20 protein-coding genes are annotated in these 22,036 nt (G+C 41.9%); 14 read left to right on the top strand and 6 right to left on the bottom strand.

Annotated features, from left to right (window positions below; all coding sequences use genetic code 11):
* Nucleotides 1-35: 35 nt before the first annotated feature.
* Nucleotides 36-611 carry a GNAT family N-acetyltransferase gene (locus tag ACFGVS_RS08085; RefSeq protein WP_439698201.1) on the bottom strand — a complete coding sequence of 192 codons (576 nt, stop codon included), beginning with the start codon at nt 609-611 and terminating at the stop codon, nt 36-38.
* Nucleotides 612-701: 90 nt separating this feature from the next.
* Between ACFGVS_RS08085 and ACFGVS_RS08080 the strand changes: the two genes are divergently transcribed.
* Entirely contained in the window at nt 702-1,208 is a 507-nt protein-coding gene (locus ACFGVS_RS08080; RefSeq protein WP_439698200.1) for a hypothetical protein, read from the top strand.
* 122 nt (nt 1,209-1,330) lie between these two features.
* Here the strand turns inward: ACFGVS_RS08080 and ACFGVS_RS08075 are convergent, their stop codons facing one another.
* Nucleotides 1,331-1,564 (bottom strand): hypothetical protein, encoded by a 234-nt coding sequence (locus ACFGVS_RS08075; RefSeq protein WP_439698199.1) that lies wholly within the window; start codon nt 1,562-1,564, stop codon nt 1,331-1,333.
* Between the two features lie 355 nt (nt 1,565-1,919).
* Between ACFGVS_RS08075 and ACFGVS_RS08070 the strand changes: the two genes are divergently transcribed.
* Nucleotides 1,920-4,979: a P-loop NTPase fold protein gene (locus ACFGVS_RS08070; RefSeq protein WP_439698198.1), complete on the top strand. Its 3,060-nt coding sequence runs from the start codon at nt 1,920-1,922 to the stop codon at nt 4,977-4,979.
* A gap of 37 nt (nt 4,980-5,016) precedes the next feature.
* Here the strand turns inward: ACFGVS_RS08070 and ACFGVS_RS08065 are convergent, their stop codons facing one another.
* The 3 genes from ACFGVS_RS08065 to ACFGVS_RS08055 form a co-directional block, all read right to left on the bottom strand.
* Nucleotides 5,017-5,340, bottom strand: coding sequence for a hypothetical protein (locus ACFGVS_RS08065; RefSeq protein ID WP_439698197.1), 324 nt, complete (start codon nt 5,338-5,340; stop codon nt 5,017-5,019).
* Nucleotides 5,341-5,514: 174 nt separating this feature from the next.
* Nucleotides 5,515-6,768: a hypothetical protein gene (locus ACFGVS_RS08060; protein WP_439698196.1), complete on the bottom strand. Its 1,254-nt coding sequence runs from the start codon at nt 6,766-6,768 to the stop codon at nt 5,515-5,517.
* 24 nt (nt 6,769-6,792) lie between these two features.
* A complete protein-coding gene (locus ACFGVS_RS08055; RefSeq protein ID WP_439698195.1) occupies nt 6,793-8,157 on the bottom strand; it encodes a hypothetical protein in 1,365 nt (454 codons plus the stop codon).
* 298 nt (nt 8,158-8,455) lie between these two features.
* Here ACFGVS_RS08055 and ACFGVS_RS08050 point away from each other — a divergent pair, with 298 nt between their 5' ends.
* From ACFGVS_RS08050 to ACFGVS_RS07995, 12 genes are all read left to right on the top strand, one after another.
* Nucleotides 8,456-10,552: an NACHT domain-containing protein gene (locus ACFGVS_RS08050; RefSeq protein WP_439698194.1), complete on the top strand. Its 2,097-nt coding sequence runs from the start codon at nt 8,456-8,458 to the stop codon at nt 10,550-10,552.
* Nucleotides 10,553-10,588: 36 nt separating this feature from the next.
* Nucleotides 10,589-12,724 carry a hypothetical protein gene (locus ACFGVS_RS08045; protein ID WP_439698193.1) on the top strand — a complete coding sequence of 712 codons (2,136 nt, stop codon included), beginning with the start codon at nt 10,589-10,591 and terminating at the stop codon, nt 12,722-12,724.
* A 594-nt stretch (nt 12,725-13,318) separates the two neighbouring features.
* Complete coding sequence (locus ACFGVS_RS08040) at nt 13,319-13,723, top strand: single-stranded DNA-binding protein (protein WP_439698192.1); 405 nt, start codon at nt 13,319-13,321, stop codon at nt 13,721-13,723.
* 64 nt (nt 13,724-13,787) lie between these two features.
* Nucleotides 13,788-14,279: a hypothetical protein gene (locus ACFGVS_RS08035; RefSeq protein WP_439698191.1), complete on the top strand. Its 492-nt coding sequence runs from the start codon at nt 13,788-13,790 to the stop codon at nt 14,277-14,279.
* A 264-nt stretch (nt 14,280-14,543) separates the two neighbouring features.
* The gene (locus tag ACFGVS_RS08030) at nt 14,544-15,155 is read left to right on the top strand and encodes a PRTRC system protein E (RefSeq protein ID WP_439698190.1); all 612 of its coding nucleotides are present in this window, start codon (nt 14,544-14,546) and stop codon (nt 15,153-15,155) included.
* A gap of 18 nt (nt 15,156-15,173) precedes the next feature.
* The gene (locus ACFGVS_RS08025; protein WP_439698189.1) at nt 15,174-15,389 is read left to right on the top strand and encodes a PRTRC system protein C; all 216 of its coding nucleotides are present in this window, start codon (nt 15,174-15,176) and stop codon (nt 15,387-15,389) included.
* 52 nt (nt 15,390-15,441) lie between these two features.
* Nucleotides 15,442-16,560: a hypothetical protein gene (locus tag ACFGVS_RS08020; RefSeq protein ID WP_439698188.1), complete on the top strand. Its 1,119-nt coding sequence runs from the start codon at nt 15,442-15,444 to the stop codon at nt 16,558-16,560.
* Complete coding sequence (locus ACFGVS_RS08015; protein WP_439698187.1) at nt 16,535-17,284, top strand: PRTRC system protein B; 750 nt, start codon at nt 16,535-16,537, stop codon at nt 17,282-17,284. The genes ACFGVS_RS08020 and ACFGVS_RS08015 overlap by 26 nt, the downstream gene beginning before the upstream one ends.
* Nucleotides 17,281-18,102: a PRTRC system ThiF family protein gene (locus tag ACFGVS_RS08010; protein ID WP_439698186.1), complete on the top strand. Its 822-nt coding sequence runs from the start codon at nt 17,281-17,283 to the stop codon at nt 18,100-18,102. The genes ACFGVS_RS08015 and ACFGVS_RS08010 overlap by 4 nt, the downstream gene beginning before the upstream one ends.
* A 10-nt stretch (nt 18,103-18,112) precedes the next feature.
* Nucleotides 18,113-18,304: a hypothetical protein gene (locus ACFGVS_RS08005; RefSeq protein WP_439698185.1), complete on the top strand. Its 192-nt coding sequence runs from the start codon at nt 18,113-18,115 to the stop codon at nt 18,302-18,304.
* Nucleotides 18,301-18,753, top strand: a complete 453-nt coding sequence (locus ACFGVS_RS08000) for a macro domain-containing protein (RefSeq protein WP_439698184.1) — start codon at nt 18,301-18,303, stop codon at nt 18,751-18,753. Before ACFGVS_RS08005 ends, ACFGVS_RS08000 begins: the two co-directional genes overlap by 4 nt.
* Before the next feature lie 163 nt (nt 18,754-18,916).
* On the top strand, nt 18,917-19,390 hold the full coding sequence (locus ACFGVS_RS07995) for a hypothetical protein (RefSeq protein WP_439698183.1): 474 nt from the start codon (nt 18,917-18,919) through the stop codon (nt 19,388-19,390).
* A 395-nt stretch (nt 19,391-19,785) separates the two neighbouring features.
* On the opposite strand, the gene ACFGVS_RS07990 is transcribed toward ACFGVS_RS07995, so the two are convergent.
* A complete protein-coding gene (locus ACFGVS_RS07990; RefSeq protein ID WP_439698182.1) occupies nt 19,786-22,029 on the bottom strand; it encodes a P-loop NTPase fold protein in 2,244 nt (747 codons plus the stop codon).
* Nucleotides 22,030-22,036: the final 7 nt, after the last annotated feature.

Genomic DNA, 22,036 nt, shown 5'->3' with positions numbered 1-22,036 from the left:
ATGAGAAAGCATTTTATATAAAGCTCAAGATTGATTTAACCGACCCTTCGTAGACGATTATCATCCGCAAAGACTGTGTAATAATAAAGATCCTGCTTTGCATCAAAGCTGCTTTGGTGTTTGAAGCCTGAATGCAGCAAAACCTTGCGGGCAGCAAAATGTATTTTATTGACAACGGCTCCTACATCGAAAATACCCTTTGAGTTTAACGCTGCCATTATGAATGGCAAAAGGTTGGTCATGATTTTTTGGCCCCGTGCATCGCTTTTAAGGTAAAATTCGATAAAATGCGGATAATGGTCCAGCTGGTAATGTTCCCCGGCCAGGGCTGGTGAGATGATATCAACCATTCCTAAAAGCTTCCCCGATTTCGTCTCAGTAATGAAATGCAGGAAATTGCGGCCGCAGTGAAAATTAAGGATGTTGTTTTTGAGCCAGATTTCTGTATCCGCCAGTGATCTCAAACGTTTTTCAGGGATAAACCTTAATGTTTCCTTATCGGAAAGGATTTGATAGGTTTCTTTTACAAGGTGTTCATAGCGTTCCAGTTCTTCCGGTCTGAAGGCATGGACAAGGACCTGTTCGTTTTGCAGGCAAATAGGATCAAGCATATGGCCAAAATATAATTTTGAACACCATTATACAAATTTTGTTCATCCTGTTATATTAACAGGCCGGCGTTTTAGGTATCTTTAGCAACTATGGAATTGGTAACAGATAAATACAGGGTAGGTAATTATATCCACCCGAAGGCCTCGGTTGATGATTTTTTTACAACGATAACTGGGATCGCCGATGATCTTTTTTATTTGTATCAATGGAGAACCTCTTATCTGAGTGAAATTGAGCCAATCCTGATCAATAACAGGCTCGTTTCCTTTTTTATGGAAAATATCAGCAAAACAGAAGGAGCTTACACTATGTTCAGGTCTGGCAACGTTGTTGTTGAGTTTTTAGACAATGAGGTTGTTAACGTCTATCACGAAGGGAAACTTAACAAGCATATTAAATATGTTCATCAGCTTCAGAACTTTGTAAGTGACCTGGGCTTGGGAGTTCCAAAATCACCTGAACAGGTCTGGTCTGAATTTGAGCCGGAAACATCTTCGATAAGCGCAGAAGATGTAATGAAAATATATGCTGCCATGCGCAGGTACGCCGAGCAGTTCAGCAGTGGGGTGATCTCGCCGGGGAGACCTCAGAAATAGGGAGTTAATCAGTTGCTGGTGTCTGTGGCCATGAAGGTTATTGATGGGATTCTGCTGGCTTTTTTGACGACTGAAAGTTAAATAAATCAAAAGCCGGCCGTAATTTAGGGTGCAATGAAACATTAAGAAAAAGGTGTTAATGCCGGCCTACAATAAGATTTGACTGACTTCAAAATTGAAAAACCGGTTTTTTCATAATGATAGATGAGAATTTGGTTATCAGGGATCAATGTCAGGGAAAATGCCTTTTCATCTGTTTTTGTTATTTGTGGGTTTAATGGCAACAACAAATCTTCTGGAATAATGAATGGATTGATTTCAGACAACATCGAACACGTTGATAGCCTTCTGTTCATGAATAGTTTACATCATCGATAATCATAAGCCGCGTTGGTCCATCGTAATTTATGGAAATTTAGCTAAGTAAGATGTAAGTGGGATAAAGACCCTGTCATGTATCAATACCACGATGGTTACCGATCGCTAAATTTAAAAGTTGTGGTCAAAGTATTCGAATCTCGCCATTGTTTATGGGTTCAATTTTGTTAAAAGATTATCCTTGTTTGGTATGAAATTATAAATCAGCGCTTTATCGATATTTTAATTTCTAATCTTTAATTTAATGCTTTGAAAGGGCTAAGAGGTTTTTCGTGTTTTTACCAGCTGATCAGCCCCTAAAATCCTAAATATTGATCATTTAACCTATAACCTATGGCACTGATCCTGGTTGTTTGTTCTCCCGATGAACACGAATTTGCTGACACGTTAAAAAACAAGTTGCTGCCTTTTAGGCACCAGGTAACGATCAACAGTATCAAAGAATCCTACGTTGAAGAAAAGGATGCCGAATATTTTGAATCTTTTAACACCAGGGATCTCCTTGTGCTGATATGGAGCAGAGATCAGTCCATGAATTTAGCGCTCGAAAATGAACTGCATATATCCTTAAGGGCCGAAGATGATCCATTTATCGCAATTGGTGTGATAAGGGAGTTATCTGGAAGTTATCCCTATCAGGAACCTGGGTGTTTTTGGGACGACCCGGACCTTGTCGACAAAATAAATGCTCGGATAACCGAGATAACCGGCGAGTCTTTCCCTGTAATTACACCTGAAATACATTCGGACATTTCCGAAGACCCTGGTCCGACACAACCAGAGACAACGCAGGAAAAAAATTACTGGATGTTAAAGATCGATCCGGAAACATGGGACCGTCCATCTCTTTCAGTCGGACAACAGGTGATGTTCAGTTCTTTCCAGGAAGATCATACCACGAAACGTCCGGATTACGAACAATTTGGCCGGATTAAAACAGGTGACGAGGTGCTGGTATACGCACACGACGCGATGGCGGCACTGATAGGGATATTTAGAGTGACAAAGGGTTTAAACCGCGAGGATCCAAACGTAGAACGGGTGGACTTTCTCGTTGATCAGTTCTTTGATGCAGTAATCCCGCTGAACTTATTTCAGGAGGATATTACATTTGCAGAAAACCTTATTAAAGGTGATCCAAACGTTTTATTTCCGCTTGACGCTTTTTTGTTTCAACTGCTCATTGATCGTGGTAAAAACGAACTGGTGAGCCCCGGTGATTACCTGGATGATTTTCGCAGCGACATCGATCATGTAAACACCATGGACAAGCTGTCCTTCTCGGATGACATCGAATCCCTTGGCACGGTTATCTGTCTCGAGCATATCCATCCACCGCTGGCAATAGGCCTGTTTGGCAATTGGGGATCCGGAAAAAGTTTTTTTATGGAAAAACTGGATGCGTATATCAAAAAGATCAAGGGAACCGATCCCCGCTTTGTGGAAAATGTGGTTTCAGTTAGGTTTAATTCCTGGCATTATTCGGACAGCAACCTGTGGGCCAGCCTGATCACTGATATTTTTGATGAGCTTGTCAATTATGGAAAGAAAGAGGAAAAAACGGACGAGATCAAAAAGTTATCCGAATCACTACAGGTAACGCTGCAGCAGAAGGCGGCGACCGAGAGAAAAAAACAGGAGATTCAGGAAGAGGTCAATCAACTTACTTCCATACGCGACGACAACCGTAAAAAGCTGAAAGATGCATCTGGACTTGAATTACTGAAACGATGGGTCTCAGATAAAAATGTAAAGCACGATCTTGAGTCGCTTGATAATGAAGGTGTTGAAAAAATATTGGATGAAAAACAAAAAGTCGATGACTTTATTGGTAAAGTGTCATCCATTGCGGAACAATTGCAGATTTTTGGAAAACACCTCGTTAGCTTTCAGGGTTTGCGCTGGTGGCTCCTGCTGTCGCTGTCTATTGTAGTATATGTTTTGGTGTTGCTAATTAAAATGGACTGGAAGGTACAATGGGATGCGATTACCGGCAGTTTCGCGGGTTGGTGGGCGGTCGGTTCGTTGTTCCTTTCACGGCTGTTAGCCGGGGCCGAGTCGGCCCTGAGGACAATCAAAACAATTAATGAGCGTCTGGCCAGTCTCAAGAAAACGGTTGATGCCCGTGCGGCCAAACAACCGGCAGATCTGGCGGCAGCCGAACGGCATTTGTTGCACCTTTCTGACGATATTCAAAAGCTGGATAAAGACATCAGCGACAAGCAGCTACAGTTGGACGACATCTTTACCGGAAAAAAGCTTTCTGATTTTATCAGTCACCGCGCCAAGGAAGAACAGTACAGTCGCCAGTTGGGTGTGATCTCCTGGATAAGGAAAGATTTTGAAACGCTGGATGAATTGCTCCGGGAACAACACGCTGCTAGTGTGGCCAGGAAAAAAGAGATCTTAAATCCGAAAGAAGTTAAGTTAAAGATCGACAGGATAGTTCTTTATGTCGATGACCTTGACCGCTGTAATGAAAATACGGTTGTTAAAGTGCTTGAGGCCATCAACCTGTTGCTGGCGTTTCCCTTGTTTGTTGTCGTAGTTGGTGTGGATCCGACCTGGCTGGATAATGCACTGAACACAAAATACCAACGGTTGTTCAAATCTGCCGCCAAGTTTAAGGGAAAAACCGGCTTGCGCCAGATTACCTCCTTTGATTACCTGGATAAAATTTTCCAGATCCCGTTTGCCATAAAACCTGTACAGGAGGAGGACCGCATAAGCCTGATCCAATACCTGACATCTAAAGACAGGGCACAGGTAGTTGCGGTGGTTGAGAATAATGCTGATGATCAACAGGCGCCTTCCACTCCGGTCCCTCATGACGCGCTTGCCCCTTCAGTTCTTCCCGGTACCACCGTGGCGAACCAGCCTGTTGTTTCCCCAGGGGCGGCCAGGCTGATGGTGGTTCAGGAAACCAGTTCTCAAAAGCCTGTAACAGAAAGCCCGGGCAAGGCAGCTGACAGGGCCAAGTTCACGCCCGCAGAACTCACGTTTATGGAAGCGGTTTCCGGTCTCTTCGGCGAAACGCCCAGGATGATCAACAGGTACGTCAATATTTACAGGATCATCAAATCGCATAAAAAATATAAGACGCCAGCCAGTCCTTCGGGGAGAGACTTTAAACCAACATTATTGTCATTGGGCATGGTCATCGGCTGTCCGGAGCTCGCCCAGCAGTATATTGACATGCTGTTTGAGACTGTCGAAAAAGATTTTCGTTTGACTCTGGCCGTCGCCAGGTACGGACCGATCAAAACCTATATTGAAAAAAACATCAACCCGGAATTACTTAACGGTTTAACCATAGATCTTTTTACAAGGAATATAGCACTTATTGCCAGGTTTTCGTTTCGGACGCATGTCGTCCAGGAGGTCGCGGATTGACACAGGCATAAAACGGTCGGACATTATGCTATAGGCATCATTTTCGCAATCGTTCCGGGTTAAAGGCCACAAGGAATAACGTTGTGTCCTTTTCTGAAATTACGCTGTCACTTTCTGACCTATTTTTATAAAGCTGCATCTTTTCATCCATGATGTCCCTTATGGCATGTATCGATTTGGGAGCTCCTGAAATGGACAAGACCGGCTGGTAATCTTTAGAAAGCACCGTTAGCTGTTTTGCATTAACTATCGATAGTTCCCAGCGCTCGTCTGGCCTGAACCAAAATTCTTTTGCAAGATTAGCCAGATCGTATTCAAATAGGAGGGCTTCATATTGGTCGTTTTGTTCTCCTGCTATCATATGCTTTGTCGTCAATTATCACAATTTAAAATCACTAAGGTTTTATATTGATTGGCGCCCTGTTAAAATAGGTATTTAGATTGATAATGTTCAGGTGATAATGCCTTTCGTGATGGTCAATAAGAAAGTATTTTAAAGAAATGGATTTCGAGCGTGTTTAATCAAAGTTTAACTTTAATATTGGTTTCTTCCAAGTTCATTTAACTCTTCTACAGATAAGCCTTCAACACTAAATGAATTTTTATATAGAATCTTATCATTTGATTTGGCATACAAATTGAACATTTCAATAAAATTGGAAAATATATTATACCTGAGGAATTTTTCGTTCTTGAGGCTTAGGGCGACGAGGAGATCTATAAAAGCCGTTAAAGAAACGAAAATAGGAAGCTCTGACTTGTCGAATTCGTCGCTAAGTACTTTTGCGTTTTTATCAGTTATTTCGGTCTTGTCATTAACCAGGCATATTTTAAGTACAAGCTTTACTTTGGCTAATGCATGTTGTATGGATTCTTCGAGCAAGTATAGCTTTCCATCCAGAATTAAATCTTCCGCTTTATTCAGCTGTACAACAGCTTTGTGGATAGCTTGATGCTTTTTTGTTTGTTTTTCGCTGATAACATATTTTGATTCAAAAAACAAGGCAGCGTTATTGTCGATAATAATGTAATCTGTAAATTCCAGGCCATTGGCGTATTTTGGTGAAGGAAAAAGGTCAACGCCGACTTTAAAAAAACGGGAAAGCTGCGAGGTTATGCTTAACTCTTGTAAGTTTCCATGTTTTCCATTAAACTGGTAATCATCGAACTTAAAAGATCTGCCGTCTGAATTCGTGGTTTGTCGCCAGCTATCACCATATTCGGGGGAAATAAATCTCATTTTTTCCAACATAGAATGATCTGCATTTAATAGGGAAATGGCGAAACCCTGCTGATCATGTATTGGATCGTGGGACTGTTTGGGAAGTGTTTTTTCAGGATTCCTGAATTTATCAGCATTGTAAATGTTATACAGCCATTTGTCAAAGCCTTCACGATCCATTTCTATAGGGATATTTACGGTGTGAACCGGATGATTCAGTTCATTATAGAGCACCAGTTTGATCTGGTCGTGTTGCTGGACCAATGCTGTCACTACTTTGTCCAAGCCGTTAAAAACCGTGTCTTCTTCACCAAAGAAGCCTGCAGAAAAATATATTGGATCGCCTGGCTTGTCGTAAATATAAAGCACACATCCCCGGGGTTTGAGGTTGGGGTTAGTGGCGATTAACGTAATCTTGCAACCTTTAATAATGTCCATTAAAACCGAGGGCTCCATTTTTATCATCAGTACAATTTCGCCGCGTTCACTAATCTCCATGCAGAAGCCTTGCGCGAGGGACCTTAAAAAATCATAGGTTTTTGGTGTAGGAAAATAAAAATCAGGCATTTCTAACTAATCAAGGAATCCAAATTAAAATACATCAGTCGTAATATTTCGTCGTTTTAGTTGAGGCGATGATTTTTCCTTGCGGTTATCTATAGCGTACATAACCGAATGCCCTTCTTTTATCGCCGCTTCGATAAAAGTACCGATTTTTGATGTATTATTATTTGTACCAATAAACCCTTTTTTAATCAATTCTATAAAAGTGCCTGTACCGATGTATCTGTTTTTGATCGTGTGATAACCTAATTGATGGCCATCTCGTGAGCCTTTAGTAGATGTATCACCAATGAGAATTTTCCATTGCTGCAGGGGGATATAGGCGCCGGTCGCAATTGCGGCATCGGCTTTTTTAATTTCCAGTTTTTTACATAATTTGAAATAAATGGAAGAATTGGAGAATCGATAATCCTTTAAAGAAGTGCTTTTTTCGCCTTCATCAAGTAATGTTTGCAAACGGTCCATTCGGCGTAATTCATCCGTATGTGACTTTTGGTTCGGATTATAGTATTGTTCGTCTGAATCTTTGTTTTTCTGATCCATCATTTTGTATTGGACAAACGTAAAGGCTTCATATTTTCTATGAAAATAGATCAGATCAACGCCCATTGCCTTTTCCTGTGGCTTCCTGTTGGCGTTGATGACCACGAGTTTTTCGCCATCTCCGTTTTCAAATTCAACTACACCCGTAATGGCTTCGGAGACGAGCGCCCAGCCGGGGAGTGTATGTAAATCGTTGCTGATAATGTCGTCTTCATATGCGGTGTAGTCGTTGAGGCCGGAAAGAAAAGAATCTCCAAATGTGCCATTATCGGAACCCCAACTTTGCATAATCTCTGACCGGTCAACCCCAAAAATATCCAGGCAAATAGCTAAGGCATCCTTTTCAGCAGCAGCATCGGTATGACGGGGCCTCGTATCCCTTGGCATAACCGCATTTAATCTTTCGTTTAACTGTTCGATTTTTTTTGCTTGTTCTTCACACAGCTTCAGTATCGCTTTATATAATTCTTCACCGAACTTTGGAGATATTTTGGTATAAGACGTTGAAAAGGCCGTTTCCGCCTGTTTTTTAAAACGGCTGGGAAGTAACGCTATTACTTCTTTGGAATCAATAGCAGGTAGTGGAATCACGTTTGTTCCCTTAAACCTGACCTGATTGGTAGCAACCCGCGAACCTTTCTTTAAAAGACAAACATGCGTGATTTGGAAATTTTCAAAGCCAAACCCTTTGTTTAGGCATAATAAAGCTATCCCGTCAGTTGCCACTCCTTTTGGATCAGCGTCTGTGACTGTGGTGAAACTTTGTTGTCGTTCTATTCTTTCCTCGATGGCATAGGAAAGATTAAATGAGCCAATACATAAAATCGAACTGATCACCTGGTCGGGCATAACGTATTTTATTGCGATAAGTGGTAAATGTACTATACCGCTTTACAAATTCAAACCTTAAAAGTATCGAACGGTAATATTGCTTGGTCATCAAAACAGTTTCGGTGTTTATCAATGTGTAGCTATTAGAATTGGATAAGAATATACCTGGAAATTCGGGAAGGCTATATCGTAGCGCGGCTTTCGAGAGAAAATGGAATTTTCTGAGTCATAGTCGTTAGGCGTTCCTCTTTGATCGCACAGCCACCGAACAGAACTGTATGTTTATATTCGCGTGTAATTTTGACTTATAATACCAATGAATAAACCGGACCTTCCCCTGCCTATGAATAAACAGCTCAGGACACTACCTTATAATTTGCTCAGCTGGGAGGAATTTGAGGCTCTGTGTTTTGATTACTTATGTGAAAAGTATGGCGAAGAACATTGTTCTAACTACGGTGAACGTGGGCAAAAACAACATGGGTTTGATTTTTACGTAAGAAATCCGGGCGTTGATAAGTATCGTCTATTTCAATGTAAAAAAGTAGAATCATTTACGGGAGGAGATCTTAACCAAGCAATAAAGCTTTGGGAAAAAGGGGATTGGCACGAGCGGACAGAAGCCTTTGTGATATTCAGCTCTAACGCCTTAGGAAATACATCTTTCGCTGATGAATTTGAATCTCAAAAGAGCCGAATAATAAAAACAGGGATAACCCTGGAGAAAATTGGAAGCCCGGAGCTGGATAATTTTTTCAGAGATAAACCGGTCTTGGTGGAACGTTCTTTTGGAGAACACTGGCCATTTGAATTTTGTACATTCTTTTCACTAAAGCGATATCGCGATGGGCACATACCTGCCTTCGATTTCAAAAAGAAAATTTACCCACCAGTTAATTTTTACATCAAACGTAGACTAACGATACCTCCCGCAATTGATAAATTTGAAGATTATACATTTCATAACACGACGGATCTTTATAGCTATATAGAGGGTTGCTTTGCAGAATTCAGGCCGTGCAAAATTCTTCTCAAGGCCGAAGCCGCTTTTGGCAAATCAAAGGAGATGGAGAATATTGCCTATCAATATTCTACGAATGATCAAGGCATTTACCCGGTACTCATTTGGTTGAAAAACTTCAAAGGAGATCTCGAGTCCTATGTCACTACGTTCTACAAAAATTGGAGAGATCTTCCGCCAGACAGGCTTTTGTTGCTCTTTGACGGTCTGGATGAAGTTCCGGCAGATGTGTATAATTCTTTTATTGTTGACTTTAACAATTTTTTACAAGCCAACGGCGACATCCATATTATCGCATCGATAAGAAAAAATTTCTACACCGATAAAATTGGTAAAGGTATAGACCCGGCCAACAAATTAACAGAATTGACACTTAATGATTTGGATGATACGGACATTAAAAGTTACACGCTGGAGCGGCTTCCTGACCGGCAATTGCGAAAATCTTTTGAACGTTTTATACAAAGACCCTGGCTTAAGGATATCATACAAAATCCATTTTATCTGTCAGGTTTAACTGAACTTTTTATCGCCGGGGCACAGGATCTCCCTAAAAATAAAGCTGATCTTATCCGGGACATCATTATCAACAAAACAAGCAATGATCGCGATAAGTTCGGAAAGGAGCTTCCTATCAGCCGGCTTATGGTTATGGCTTCAACCATGGCGATGTTTCTAACATTGACGGGACGTAATTCTATTGAGTTAGCCGAATTAAAACGATTTCCGCCTGTAGATATCGAAGATCTCAGGCGTTGCTCATTATTTCGGGTTAACGAATCAGGTAAAGAAACCACCATCCAATTCGATCATAATAATTTCCAGGAATATTTAGCTGCGGAAAAGCTATCTGGGCTCGAATGGGGGAAGCTGGCGCCAATAATTTTTTATTTGGATGGAGGGATGGTGCTAAAGCCGAAAATGATGAATACTGTCAACTACCTTTTCACTTTGATGCCGATTGCAAGTGAACGATTCGTAACATTGCTGGAAAAAATTAAAGAAGCGAATGTTTCTGTTCTGCTGCAATTTGAGAAGGAAAAAATTGCTGTCCGAACCAGGACACTGATATTTAAAAATATTATCCTGAAAGGAAAATCTGACAGGATTTATTATCTGAGTGCTGATTACCGGCTGGAAGAACTCTGTGATTTCGTGAATTACAGTGAGGAGGCCTTTACGTTTCTATTGGATGAACTGGAAGCTGGACCGGAAAGTAATCATAGAATCTGTCTTCTTGATATCATTCATTTTTATCGTCAAACGCTTATATCTGAAAGATCGAGAACCCGGTTAATAAGCTTAGTTAACGGACTGATCTTAACCCCTGGTTTAGAATACGAGGTATATGACAGGCTGATAGATATACTTACGCAGTACCGTTTTTTTTAAAAAAGCATACTGGATTCCGTTATCAAAAAATGTTCTTTGATCGACCACAAATTTGTCCGGGGGGCAGTGATTAAGTACATTGATAATGCTGATTTCAGAGACGAGTTCGCTTATGTACTTCATAGCGATGAAGTATTAACGAACCACGAAGCAAGGGTCGGTGGAGGATTGGAGTACGTTTATATGAATTTTATCCTAACCCACTTGGACGCGGATAACGCATTAAGCGTAATTGATCATTTAATTACTAATGGGAAAACGCTGGAGAATATTGCAGGCCGCACAGGTTTCCCTGTAGAAAATACCCTCATAAATAAGCTTTATATCTTATTGGGTGAGATTAACAAGAGCCGTGGTAGCGATTTTTTAATGGGGCCATTTACGCGTTTTCTGATAACATTGGATTTTCACAGCCACACAGAGAAAAAATGGGGTACTCCGGTGCTATTCTTTGAATTACTTGATAAGAAGGAAAGATATTTCTGGGAGTTTTTGTGGAGCAAAAACGAAGACAAATTGAATTACTTTTTGCCTGATCTGTACAACGAGTCATTAGATGGTGAGATATTTCAGAAATACGAGAATGGAAAACTTAGCGATGTGCAGATCTTTAAGATCAGGTACGCCTTCGCAGATAGGGATAAAGTTCAGCACGACCGTTTTCAGCAAAAACTATTGGAGCGATATGGCAACAAATTCAAATATACAGAGTCGGTTAATTGGGATAAGATAAACAGTGAGCGGGAAAAAAGAGACATCCTGCTTTTAGGAGATCGGGACCTATTTCTAAATGAGGCAAAAAAGGTTTATAAACTCATTAGGGAGATAAAGGGTAACGATGACGATGAGGAAAGGTTATACCAGATAGAGTACAGTGACAGGAAGGAAATCAGGAAAAAGGTGAACAGTAACCTTATTTTCAGAGTGATCAGTGAGTATAAAATTACAGGTGGATATACGGTATTTAAAGAAATATTTACGCCGGATGGCTGGGAATGGTATCGTTTCCAGCAGGTGGAAGAATATCTCATTCATAACAAAAAGCACTTGCTGCCGGCTTCGTTACTAACAGAAAGCGCGACTTACTTGGAAAAAAATATAATGCCGTTTGTCAATTTTAACGAAGCAGTAGTTGATGTTGAAAACGATTCCTATACATTAAATGACGCAGGTATTCGGTTGTCAAACTACTACAGACACGGAGCTATTGACCTGCCTGAAGATTTGCAGCTGGATCTGTTATTGTTTGATTTTGACGGTTATGCTTATGATACCCAGGCTGAAGAAAAAAAATACAAGAGGTTGTTTGAACTTATTCATGAGCGGACAAATCCTGCAAGATTTAAAAACCGCGTATTAATGAACCTTCAGCGTCGGGAACTTTCCATTCGGGTTCTAACAAATCATGCTTATATATGCCGGTATTATGAATATGAAGAAGGGCTTCCCGAAATGCTTCAGATGTTGGATAATAAAAATTGCGCAGGGCGTTACAAAATATACATAGTGGAGATGATTATTAAATTGGCAGATACACCTGATATTTTTGATCACTTCTTATCCGGGTTGGAATCCATCAATGACCATTGGGAATTGATGGTTGTTAATTATCTCGCACAATTTTCTTCCTATCGAAAAAAGTTGATAAAAATTATAGACAATTCATTTTTGAACCCTGTGATTGAAGGTCATGAGATATTTTGGAAACATGAGCTTATAAAAAAAGGTATTCGACTTGGTTCTATGAACGCTATAGTTTTTCAATTTGACAATTTTTTTAAAAACTTAAGAATAAGTGACTTTGCCAGCTTAAAAGCAGATGACTTTAAGGTTGTGGTTGAAGAACAGCCGGATTGGCTGATGACGCAATGCCTGGAAGTATTAAGAAAGGTCGCGCCTTTTCTGGATGGTAGGAAACACAATGAACTTCCTGAAATTATGGAAGATCTTGTCAGGCAATGTGCGGTAAAAAGCAAAGACCTGTTTAAAAGAGCATCGACGGAATATCAAAAGATAATTACCGATCTCTATGACAATTACCCAAAGGTTACCTATATTAATTGGTTTAACCGCCGATTGATAAATCATTATTATCAGCACGTAATCAGCTACGAAAGTGATGAACAGGCCTGGGAAATAATCAGTTCGCTTTATACTACATGTGAAAAATGAACTCCCCAAAATGTACACCAGTTTTGTATGAATATATGATTTCCCATTGACGGGTACCGCAAGTACTTTTTATTAGTATTTAGATTGATAGTTACTTGCAGCAATCCATTTAAGGCTTATCTGTTTAACAACAAATCCGGCAAAGCAGGGGCATGTTAGGTGTGTACTAAAATTCTGCTGCCGTTTGAGCTTAGCATTTCAACTGCTTCCCAATCGTTGCCTGTTCTGTCTTATGCCGCTGCCTCCGGCCCAGGCTCCCCGTTCCAATCTTTTTCAAAGGATTTCCACTGCTATCCCTAACGGAGTTATCGTTGGGGATTTTTATTGATGAACGTATTTTAAACGAAACGGGTAAAAAGCGCAGCCAAGTTCGTGCCCGAAACCCCAGGCGTACGAAAAAAGACTACGGCATAATTCAGCCGCTCATACCTCCCGTCTTCAGCCTCCGGCACTTATTCCGTTTCCTTTTGTCTCCCGCCACGGGCACTATTTATTGCTTTCTTTTTTCCCTTTTTCTTTTAAAAATACACACACAGACAAACGGACAAGAGAGAAGAAGTAAACAATTAATAGTTCATTAAAAACAAAAATGTTATGGAAATCATCACAGGCAGATTAACCGCAGATGCAGAGGTTAAGGAATTACAAAATGACAAAAAGGTAACCAATTTCAGGTTGGCCATCAATTACCGTTACCGCAGGAACGGGGAAACCGCAGAGGATACTACCTATGTGGATTGTGCCTACTGGCTAAATTCAGGGGTAGCCAAATTTTTGACCAAAGGTACACAGGTGCAATTGTATGGCAGGTTAGGGGTTAATGCATGGATGAATGCCAACAACGAGGCAAAAGCTATCATCACTTTTCATGTGAACGATTTGACTCTATTGGGAAAAGCCGGAAAAGCGGGGGACGGAAAAGCGGGTAAACCTGCTAAGAAAACCAAAGCGGTGGATACCGATGTGACTGGCTCCGGCGATGATGACCTGCCTTTCTAAAAAGCTTATGGGCATGCAGGATAAGCCTTAAACCTGCTTTTATTAATCAATAAGTAAGTTCAATATGGCAAACTGGTGTAACAATAGGATAGAATTTAAGGGAAGCATAGCACAGTTATCGGAACTGGCAGAGTTATTCAGCGGAATGGCAGAAAAAGAAAAAAGTACCGGGGCAGGTCAGCTTCCCGGTTTTGTGACCGCTGAAACAGGTTACCTGTTCGATATCCGGTGGGAGAAAGATGTACTTTATTATGAGACACGGTGGGTGCCGAATATCAGCGTAATGAAGCATATCGCTATTTATACCGACACTTCATTCATCATGCAGTATTGCGAAATGGGAAACCTTATTTATGGTGAGGCAAGTTTCGATGATGGTAAGTTTTCAGATATCGTGCTTGAAATCGAGGATTTTGACCAGTACTGCTATAGTTTCGATACGGAAACTTACCTATTCGAGGGGATGGAATACGAGATTCTCGACGAAATACTGGATATCCTGCTCGAAAGGAAAACTGCGGTTGCCCTGCTTAAAGTAGAAAATAACATCAATTAATCATTAACAAAGGGGGAAGTCCTCCAACAACACACATGAGCATATTATCTAATCAGACGGAAAGACGGGCTTTAAAGGTCTTAGCCAACACGCTCCGCTTTTTTGACCATACCGACCTTTTGCTGATGAGTGCAGAAGATGCACAGAAGGCAAGGCAAGCGGAAAATACCTTGAGGTCGATCATTGAAAATAACGGGTATACGACCCGATATAAAAAGGGCAGGGGAACAAAAATGTATAAGAACAGGAAAAACAAGCAATCACATGAAAACGAACTTTTTTGAACATATCGCAGGTTTAGGCATCACTGCCGACCTGAAAATAGCAGTCAGCTTTGGGGCAAACGGAAATTTGGTGGTATCGGTGATGGTCGCCAATGATAAGCTGTCGGACAAAGCAGGGAAAATTATTCAGCCCATGATTTTAAGGGGAAACGCCGGGGAACTCGATGAGGGCTTTTTTGAGGCTGTCAGCACACCCTTAAAACAGACTTCCCAATTATTTGCCAATATGGATGCTTACCAAAAGGGACTGGACGATGCCAAACTGGCTTCTAAACAGGAACAGGACAAAAAGAACAAAAATGGCAAGGCCAAAACAGGGGCCGAGGAAAGTGATGAGGATAATGAATCAAATAGCGAAAACCTGTTCAGCAATAAACAGGCGGAGGAACAGCAGAAAGCGGATAAGAAAAAAGCCTATGATGAGGCCATGCTGCAAATCGCTGAACTGGCCAAGACTTTTAAGTATGCGGAAGCCATCGCATTACTTCCATCGGTTGACGAGTACCCCGAAAAAGTAAAGGAACTGAAAGAAAAAGCGGATGAACTGGCCAAGCGCAAAAAAATCTATGACAGTATCAGCCAGGATTTATAAACATTAAACCTACCAAACATGATAGTAAATACTTTAAGCAGGGTATTCCTGCATAAGGATAACGGGCAGGATGTCCGTTTGGCCGACCCCGGTGCTGATTTCAGTATGGTCGCTGTACTGAACTTTTATGCCAATACTTACCCCATCCTGACCACCGCCAAAATCACCGGCCCGGAAATTAAGGACGATGAGGTACTGTACCGCTTCGAAACAACGATGGGGACGAAGGGATGAACGGGAAGGCCAAAATAAACCGGAATATCAAAATAGAAAAGGAAACAGACCAATGGAGGATACAGCAATCATTCGGGGCGTTCGTCGCCAAACTAAACCGCTTGCCGGACGCAGGGGAGGTACAACGCAACCCGCTTCGAAGCGCACCGCAAGGCATAGCCGGAATGGTTTTCTGAACCATCGTTTCCTGCCGTTTTGGGTGTTTAAAGGTAATAGGGGAAGGGCGGAAATAGAATATTTCCGCTCCCTCTCTAATATTTGCTCATACTATAACCTCCACATACCCGATATGTTTTCCCTTGCTTTTCCGCAGAATATTTTCAGTTCGTGGGAAAGCGTAGCCGGGCAAATCAAAGCCATCGATAAAAAAATGGAATGTATCATCGTTCAGGACGTTGACCACATAGCAACACTGGCAACCCTGAAACGAATGAATACGGGAAGTACCTTATTCTATGTACCGGTAAGGCCGTTATGGCATTGGGGACAGGTGGCTGAACAGCAGCCTATAGCGGAACTGGTTACCGCCCTGTTCGCTTACCTGTACCAGGTCGTCAAAATACCGTTTTATGCGGAGGACAACAGTTACCTCAAATACCAGTATGACACCTTGTTTGAATGGGTAACCGAGCAAATGGACGGGGACGATGAAGATGAAAAAGAGTTTAAAGAACTGGAACTGGATACGCTCTACCTCATGCAAAATGCGGGCATCCATATTCTAAGATCAATCAGTAATCCCTGTTGGATGGAACGCATGGAAAGTGTGGTCATTGCCTACACCGATTTACCGGAAAAGGATTTGGAATGGGCGCTTTTAGCGATTGATTTTCTCCAATTGTATCAGCAGTATCCCGACCGCTCTGTTTTTGACCACATCCGGCCTGACCTCTACCATCCCGAAGAAGAGGATCGTATCCGGGCGGAGCAATACATTTCTTTCTATTGGAGCGGAAACGATTGCTTTACCGATACCCTCGACGATTTGATCAATACGAATTTTCAGGAAATAGTCGTCATGGATGAACCCATAGCTGTGCAATTGTTCGATACCATGAACGAAACAGTACCGGAAGATTTTGACTTCGAGACCCGGCTGTTCGACCTTATCAATAAATTATCAACCCTTTTGCATCAATACGACCATGAAGAACGTGAGCCAACAGTTTAACGACCAGTACCTGCCTATCAAAGCATTATTGATATACCAATCGGTTGGGCAGGAGGAAGATAGTAATTACCATCACAGGGAAAGCGGGCAGGAAATTTACGTCGAAAGCTATGATATCGGGAAACAGGGTAACCCCATCAACGCGCATCCGCTCACCATTCCTGAAATGCAATCTCTTAACGAATTATTGCAAAGTACGCAGGAACTGAAAGGTGCCTATTTGAAAAGCAGGGGCTTACTGCCCGGTAAAGTGATTTATATCAACCCGCTGACCAATGGCTTTGCGGTATGGTATACCCCACCGCAAGAAATGAATTTGTTTTTTGTGGACAGCCTTGGCATCCCGTCAGGTAAAGCGCATATCCCGGCTATGGTATGGAAAGCCTCCAAAGACAGGCTCGACGTGTTTGCTGTAAAAGGGAAAAGCAAGCCGACTACTAAAACGTCCCTCTATCATGCGCCTTATTTTAATATCCATATGAACGGCAACGTTTGCATGGGGACAGTCGTGATCAATATCGACCGCAACACCGCCCTTGAAGATTTCATGGCGCAATGGGAAAGCTATTTCTTTAACAGCTATTTCAGCCATACCATCCACAGCAACAGCAGTACCAATATAAATATCGTTCATCTTTGGCAGGAGCAGGTAGCTACAGGCAGGGACTTTCCGCAGGAAATTTTAGTCAAATCAAATACCTCATTAAACCATCTTATACGATGAAAAATCTCAAAAAACAAATAGCAGTTAAACCTGCCGTGCATATCGTTGAAAAAGAATTGTTGCAACCTTATAACCCCGTTTCTATTAACCTCATTGGGGCAGGGGGTACCGGAAGCCAGTTGCTGACCGCCCTCGGACGCATGAATCACGCCCTTATAGCCCTGAACCATCCCGGGCTGATGGTGACCGTATTTGATGATGATAGGGTAGATAGGGCTAACCTCGGCAGGCAGCTTTTTACCACCGCTGAATTAGGGTTATATAAGTCGGTCGCACTGGTTAATCGTATCAACCGTTTCTTCGGCACGAACTGGAAAGCGGTAACCGAAAAATATGATAAGGATTATTGTTCTTTGGAAAAGGGAGTGGCGACTATGACCATTTCCTGCGTGGACACCGTGAACACCCGTTTTGAAATAGCGGAGATATTGGAAACCTATCACCGTCATATGCCGAACCACCGCAACAGGCCGGTATATTGGATGGATTTTGGCAACAGCAGGGATACCGGGCAGGTTTTAATAGCTACCGTGGGCGCAGTAAAACAGCCGGAATCTAAAAAGTACAACCCTGTTGGCAAATTACCTTTGGTTACCGAGGAATTTAAAGAGCTTTTGGTTAGTTCCGAACAGGCAGACAATACACCATCATGTTCTTTGGCGGAAGCCCTGACCAGACAAGATTTGTTCATCAACTCCGCATTGGCCAACCTTGGCGCGTCACTGTTATGGTCTTTGTTCCGGGAGGGCATGCTGTTCAACCGTGGCTTTTTTCTCAATCTCAAAGAGTTCAGGACACAACCGCTCAAAGTGGCTTAATTTAAATGCAATGGAAATTATAGATATTAACGGCAGGGTCATACAGGTGACCGACCTAAAACTGGCTCTTTTACAGGCTGATGATTACCGGCACTACCGCCACGCTGATCCCACTTTTGCAGCTACTGATGAAGTGTTGGCAACTTATTGGGGTGATATTTATCAAAAGCTATTATTATTGGAGCTACAAACCGCACAATGATACATTTTACACAGGGTAATTTATTAAAGAGTAATGCCAGGGCTTTGGTCAATACAGTGAATACCGTGGGTGTGATGGGAAAGGGGATAGCCCTGCAATTCAAAAATACTTTTCCCCTGAATTATAAAGTGTACCAGGATGCCTGTAAGCATCAAAAGCTGACCACGGGCCAGCTTCTGATAGTTCATGAAAACGATCTGCTGCGTGGTGAGAAGACTATTATTAATTTCCCTACCAAACAACACTGGAAGCAGCCGTCAACCTATGAATATATCGAATCGGGTTTGGTCGCCCTTCAAAAATACCTCATTGAAAACCCGGTGGACAGCCTCGCCATGCCAGCTTTAGGTTGTGGTAACGGAGGACTGGACTGGGAGGTTGTCAAACCCATGATCGTGGAATACCTGTCTGCCATAGAGGCTGATATATTTGTTTTTGAACCGCTTTAGGGCGGAGAATTGCCCGGCGGCCACGGCATAGCCGTGGCCCTTTCGTCGTCTGTTTACTTTGTATTTTGAGGGCCGGTAACCAGTCGGCGCTTTGTCGGAGATGGAAATCGCTTTTATAACCTCAACGGAGTATGAAAATTATTAGTTTTGAGCTTTGGTTTGAATGGAAAAACTCCTGGAAATTGTCTTCAAGCCCTCAATACAGAAATACTTCTTTATTTTACCGGCGGAGGTTTGTGAGTGGCTATTGCTAGATCATGAGGAACCGGATGGATTGCGGCTTTGTCATGCGCAAATGGCCAGGCTGGAAGAATTTCGTAAACTAATTTTGGAACTTAGCCTGGCGACGGAGGCGATGCGGAACAAAGCTATTAAACAAGCCAAAGTAAAGGTTTCCCTGGCCTTACTGGCGCTGGTCTTAGTGATCATCGTGATATATTCCCTGAAAGATGTGATCATTAAATTATCCCCATCCCTGAAATGGCCGATATATATCTGTGTCCCGGCTGTCGGTGTTTTTTCGTGTATCGTGATCTTTGCGAATTACATCACTCCCGGCCAGTCGGAAGATAGCCTTTCTGACACGGTTGGTTTGCTGGAGATCAGGAAAAGGATCACCGAAGAGTTTTCGCATTAATTAACAATTGGGGCTTTCCCTTCCGTTTTAGCGTTTATTGCCATTAGCCTTTCACATCCCATTGAAAGGAGCGGGTAGGGTATATGTGTTTTTTTGATTCCGAATGATACTCGCGAAGTTCGCTGTTCCACCGCATACAGTTAATGCCGTTAAGTTTAAGTAAAGAAACTTGAAAAGCAGTTCAAAAAGAGAATCGTTTGTAAGAGCTTTAATTTCCATCAGAATTGACAATGGATAAATAAAAAGATCATCCGCTTTATTCCTTTTTAGTTGATAATAATACTGCTCCTGATTATGCTTTATCATATTGGTAAATAAAAAGATCATCCGCTTTATTCCTTTTTAGTTGATAATAATACTGCTCCTGATTATGCTTTATCATATTGGTGCTGACCCTAATTTAGTGGTAAGTTGGCTCGTCCCAGTGCTATACCAAGGCAATTTTCGATTTCTTCCTTTAGTTTACCTTCCTGTTCACCATGAAGGTAAAAGAATGCGAGACGATCCTTAATCTCAGCGTATTCGTTGCTAACTGGTGTGGTGGAACGGGAGTCAAGATCGTCTACAGGTAATCGCCGATTTCCGCGGAAAACAAAGCGTATAAAATACATTTCATTTGACTGGGTAAAACCGGCATTTGCGAGCTTATCCATAAGTTCAGACTGTGTCCGCTCGTTGTCCTGATCGTTTTGCTGATATTTGACATCAAATAGAATTACCAGACCATTTCTTCTTGCCGTAAAATCAAATTCGTTCTGCTCGCGTTTAACATTATACGCAGTTAAATAGCGCTGAGTGATGTAGAAGATAAAATCGTCAACAACTTCTGCCCGCAGGCGATTCAGCGTAAATGCCGCATTTTGTACGGCTTTTTTCTCCTCTTGCGTAATGCCCTCACCATGAACAATCTTATTCCTTATACTTACCAATTCCTCTACCTTATTGGAACTATACCAGGTTTTGGTCAGTACACCAATATCGATAAGGCGATTTACCAGTTGCGGGAAACTATACTTCCCACGTTGCGTATCTGAAGGTTCAATATCCAAATAGATTTCTCGCATCAGGGCTTCGAGATCCGCGAAATCGATCACAAATTGCGGGTCTATAGAGGGTAGTTGCACATTGCCATGATCGTCTTTTGGTACGCTTGAGTCTTTGGATTGATTTTTGATCCCGAATGACCAGTAATAATCGCTTTCTTCTTCATGATCGTCAGGATGGTAAACTTTTAAAATCGCCTCTTTGACTAATTCATCCATCAGTAGTTCGCCCACTGCCCACAAAGGCCCGATAAAAGTGTCCGGATATTTACCCTGGTAGGCCGGCTCATTTATCACTGCGCTCAATTGAAAACGCGCTTCATTATATTGTTTCATCCTTATGACCCATAAATAGATTTGGGCAATATAAAAACTGATGCGAACCTGGTCTGTCGTAATATCTGGCAACTTGTTATCCATGATGCGGGTCAATGCATGCAAAAGCCGGGTTTCTTTATTGAGGTTTATCTGATCTTCTTCCAGTGTCAGGTATGCCTGTGCATTTTTCCAGCGGACCTGGTCACGAATCAAGTTAACAAGCTTCCTAGGAATGCGGCCGGAAGCAAGGATCAGGCAATCGAAATGGTCATTTACCAAGACATCCGACCGCTGGCCTTCATCGCTGACCAATTCGAGGCAGTATCGCTTAAGCGCCGCATATTTAAGAAAAGGAATATGAATACTCTTGGAAAACAATGTACTGATCACCCGGTCATCGAGTAAACCTGAGCGTTCGTATTGATAATAAAGTCCCTGTCCGGCGATCACAAAAAAACTGGCGTACCCGGACAGTAACAAAAATTTCAGGTCATTAATTACAGGTAGGACTTCTTCGGTTTTTTCAATTTTATCCAGCTCATCAAACGCGATGAGCACCTTAATACCCTGTTGCTGTAGCTGTGCCAATGTGGTTAATAAGTGATGCTCGGCGATATTATCATCATACAAACTTTTCCGGGCAGTTTCCTCTATTTCCAAATCATCCTGGCTTCGTGACCAATTAAATTTAAAAACACTTATACAGGTCCACGCAAGAGACAGGATAAAAACGAAATAGTTTAATATTTTATAATCGATCAGGTTGAAGGTCAGGCTTGTGGTCGAGAGTAAAGTAAGCACAATTGGGATTACTTTCTTTAGGTCAAATTCTGCTTCTGTGCCCTTTTTCGATTCCTTTTTTGTATTCAGGGTATGGTTGCGGACGACCTCGTGGAACGTTCTGTCATATAACAATTTAAACTCTTGGTCGAACTGCAACCCTTCTTTTGTCTTTGGGCTATCACTCGGCTCCCTTGCTTCATAAGCAAGATAGAGTGCCCGTATCATCTTTTTTAACAGAACCGGATAACCATCATATTTGGCCAGATTAATAGTGACACAAATAAATTCAGCACCCAGTTTTTCGATGACGCGGTTTACAAATGATGTTTTACCGACACCTCTGTATCCGGATACCAGGAAGGACGATGGCATCCCGTGGGTTAATTCCAGAACGATCTGCTCAACAAGTTCGTTGTCTTCAAATGCAAAAGCATTCTTACGGTCGGATCTATAAGGAGCGTCACTTAATTTAGTCTTATCAATGTTTACAATCAATGCGTTT

This window comes from Mucilaginibacter sediminis (assembly GCF_051903035.1).
Taxonomy (GTDB): domain Bacteria; phylum Bacteroidota; class Bacteroidia; order Sphingobacteriales; family Sphingobacteriaceae; genus Mucilaginibacter.
Note: the sequence above shows the minus strand (reverse complement) of the source record. Positions and strands in the feature narration are given on the sequence as shown.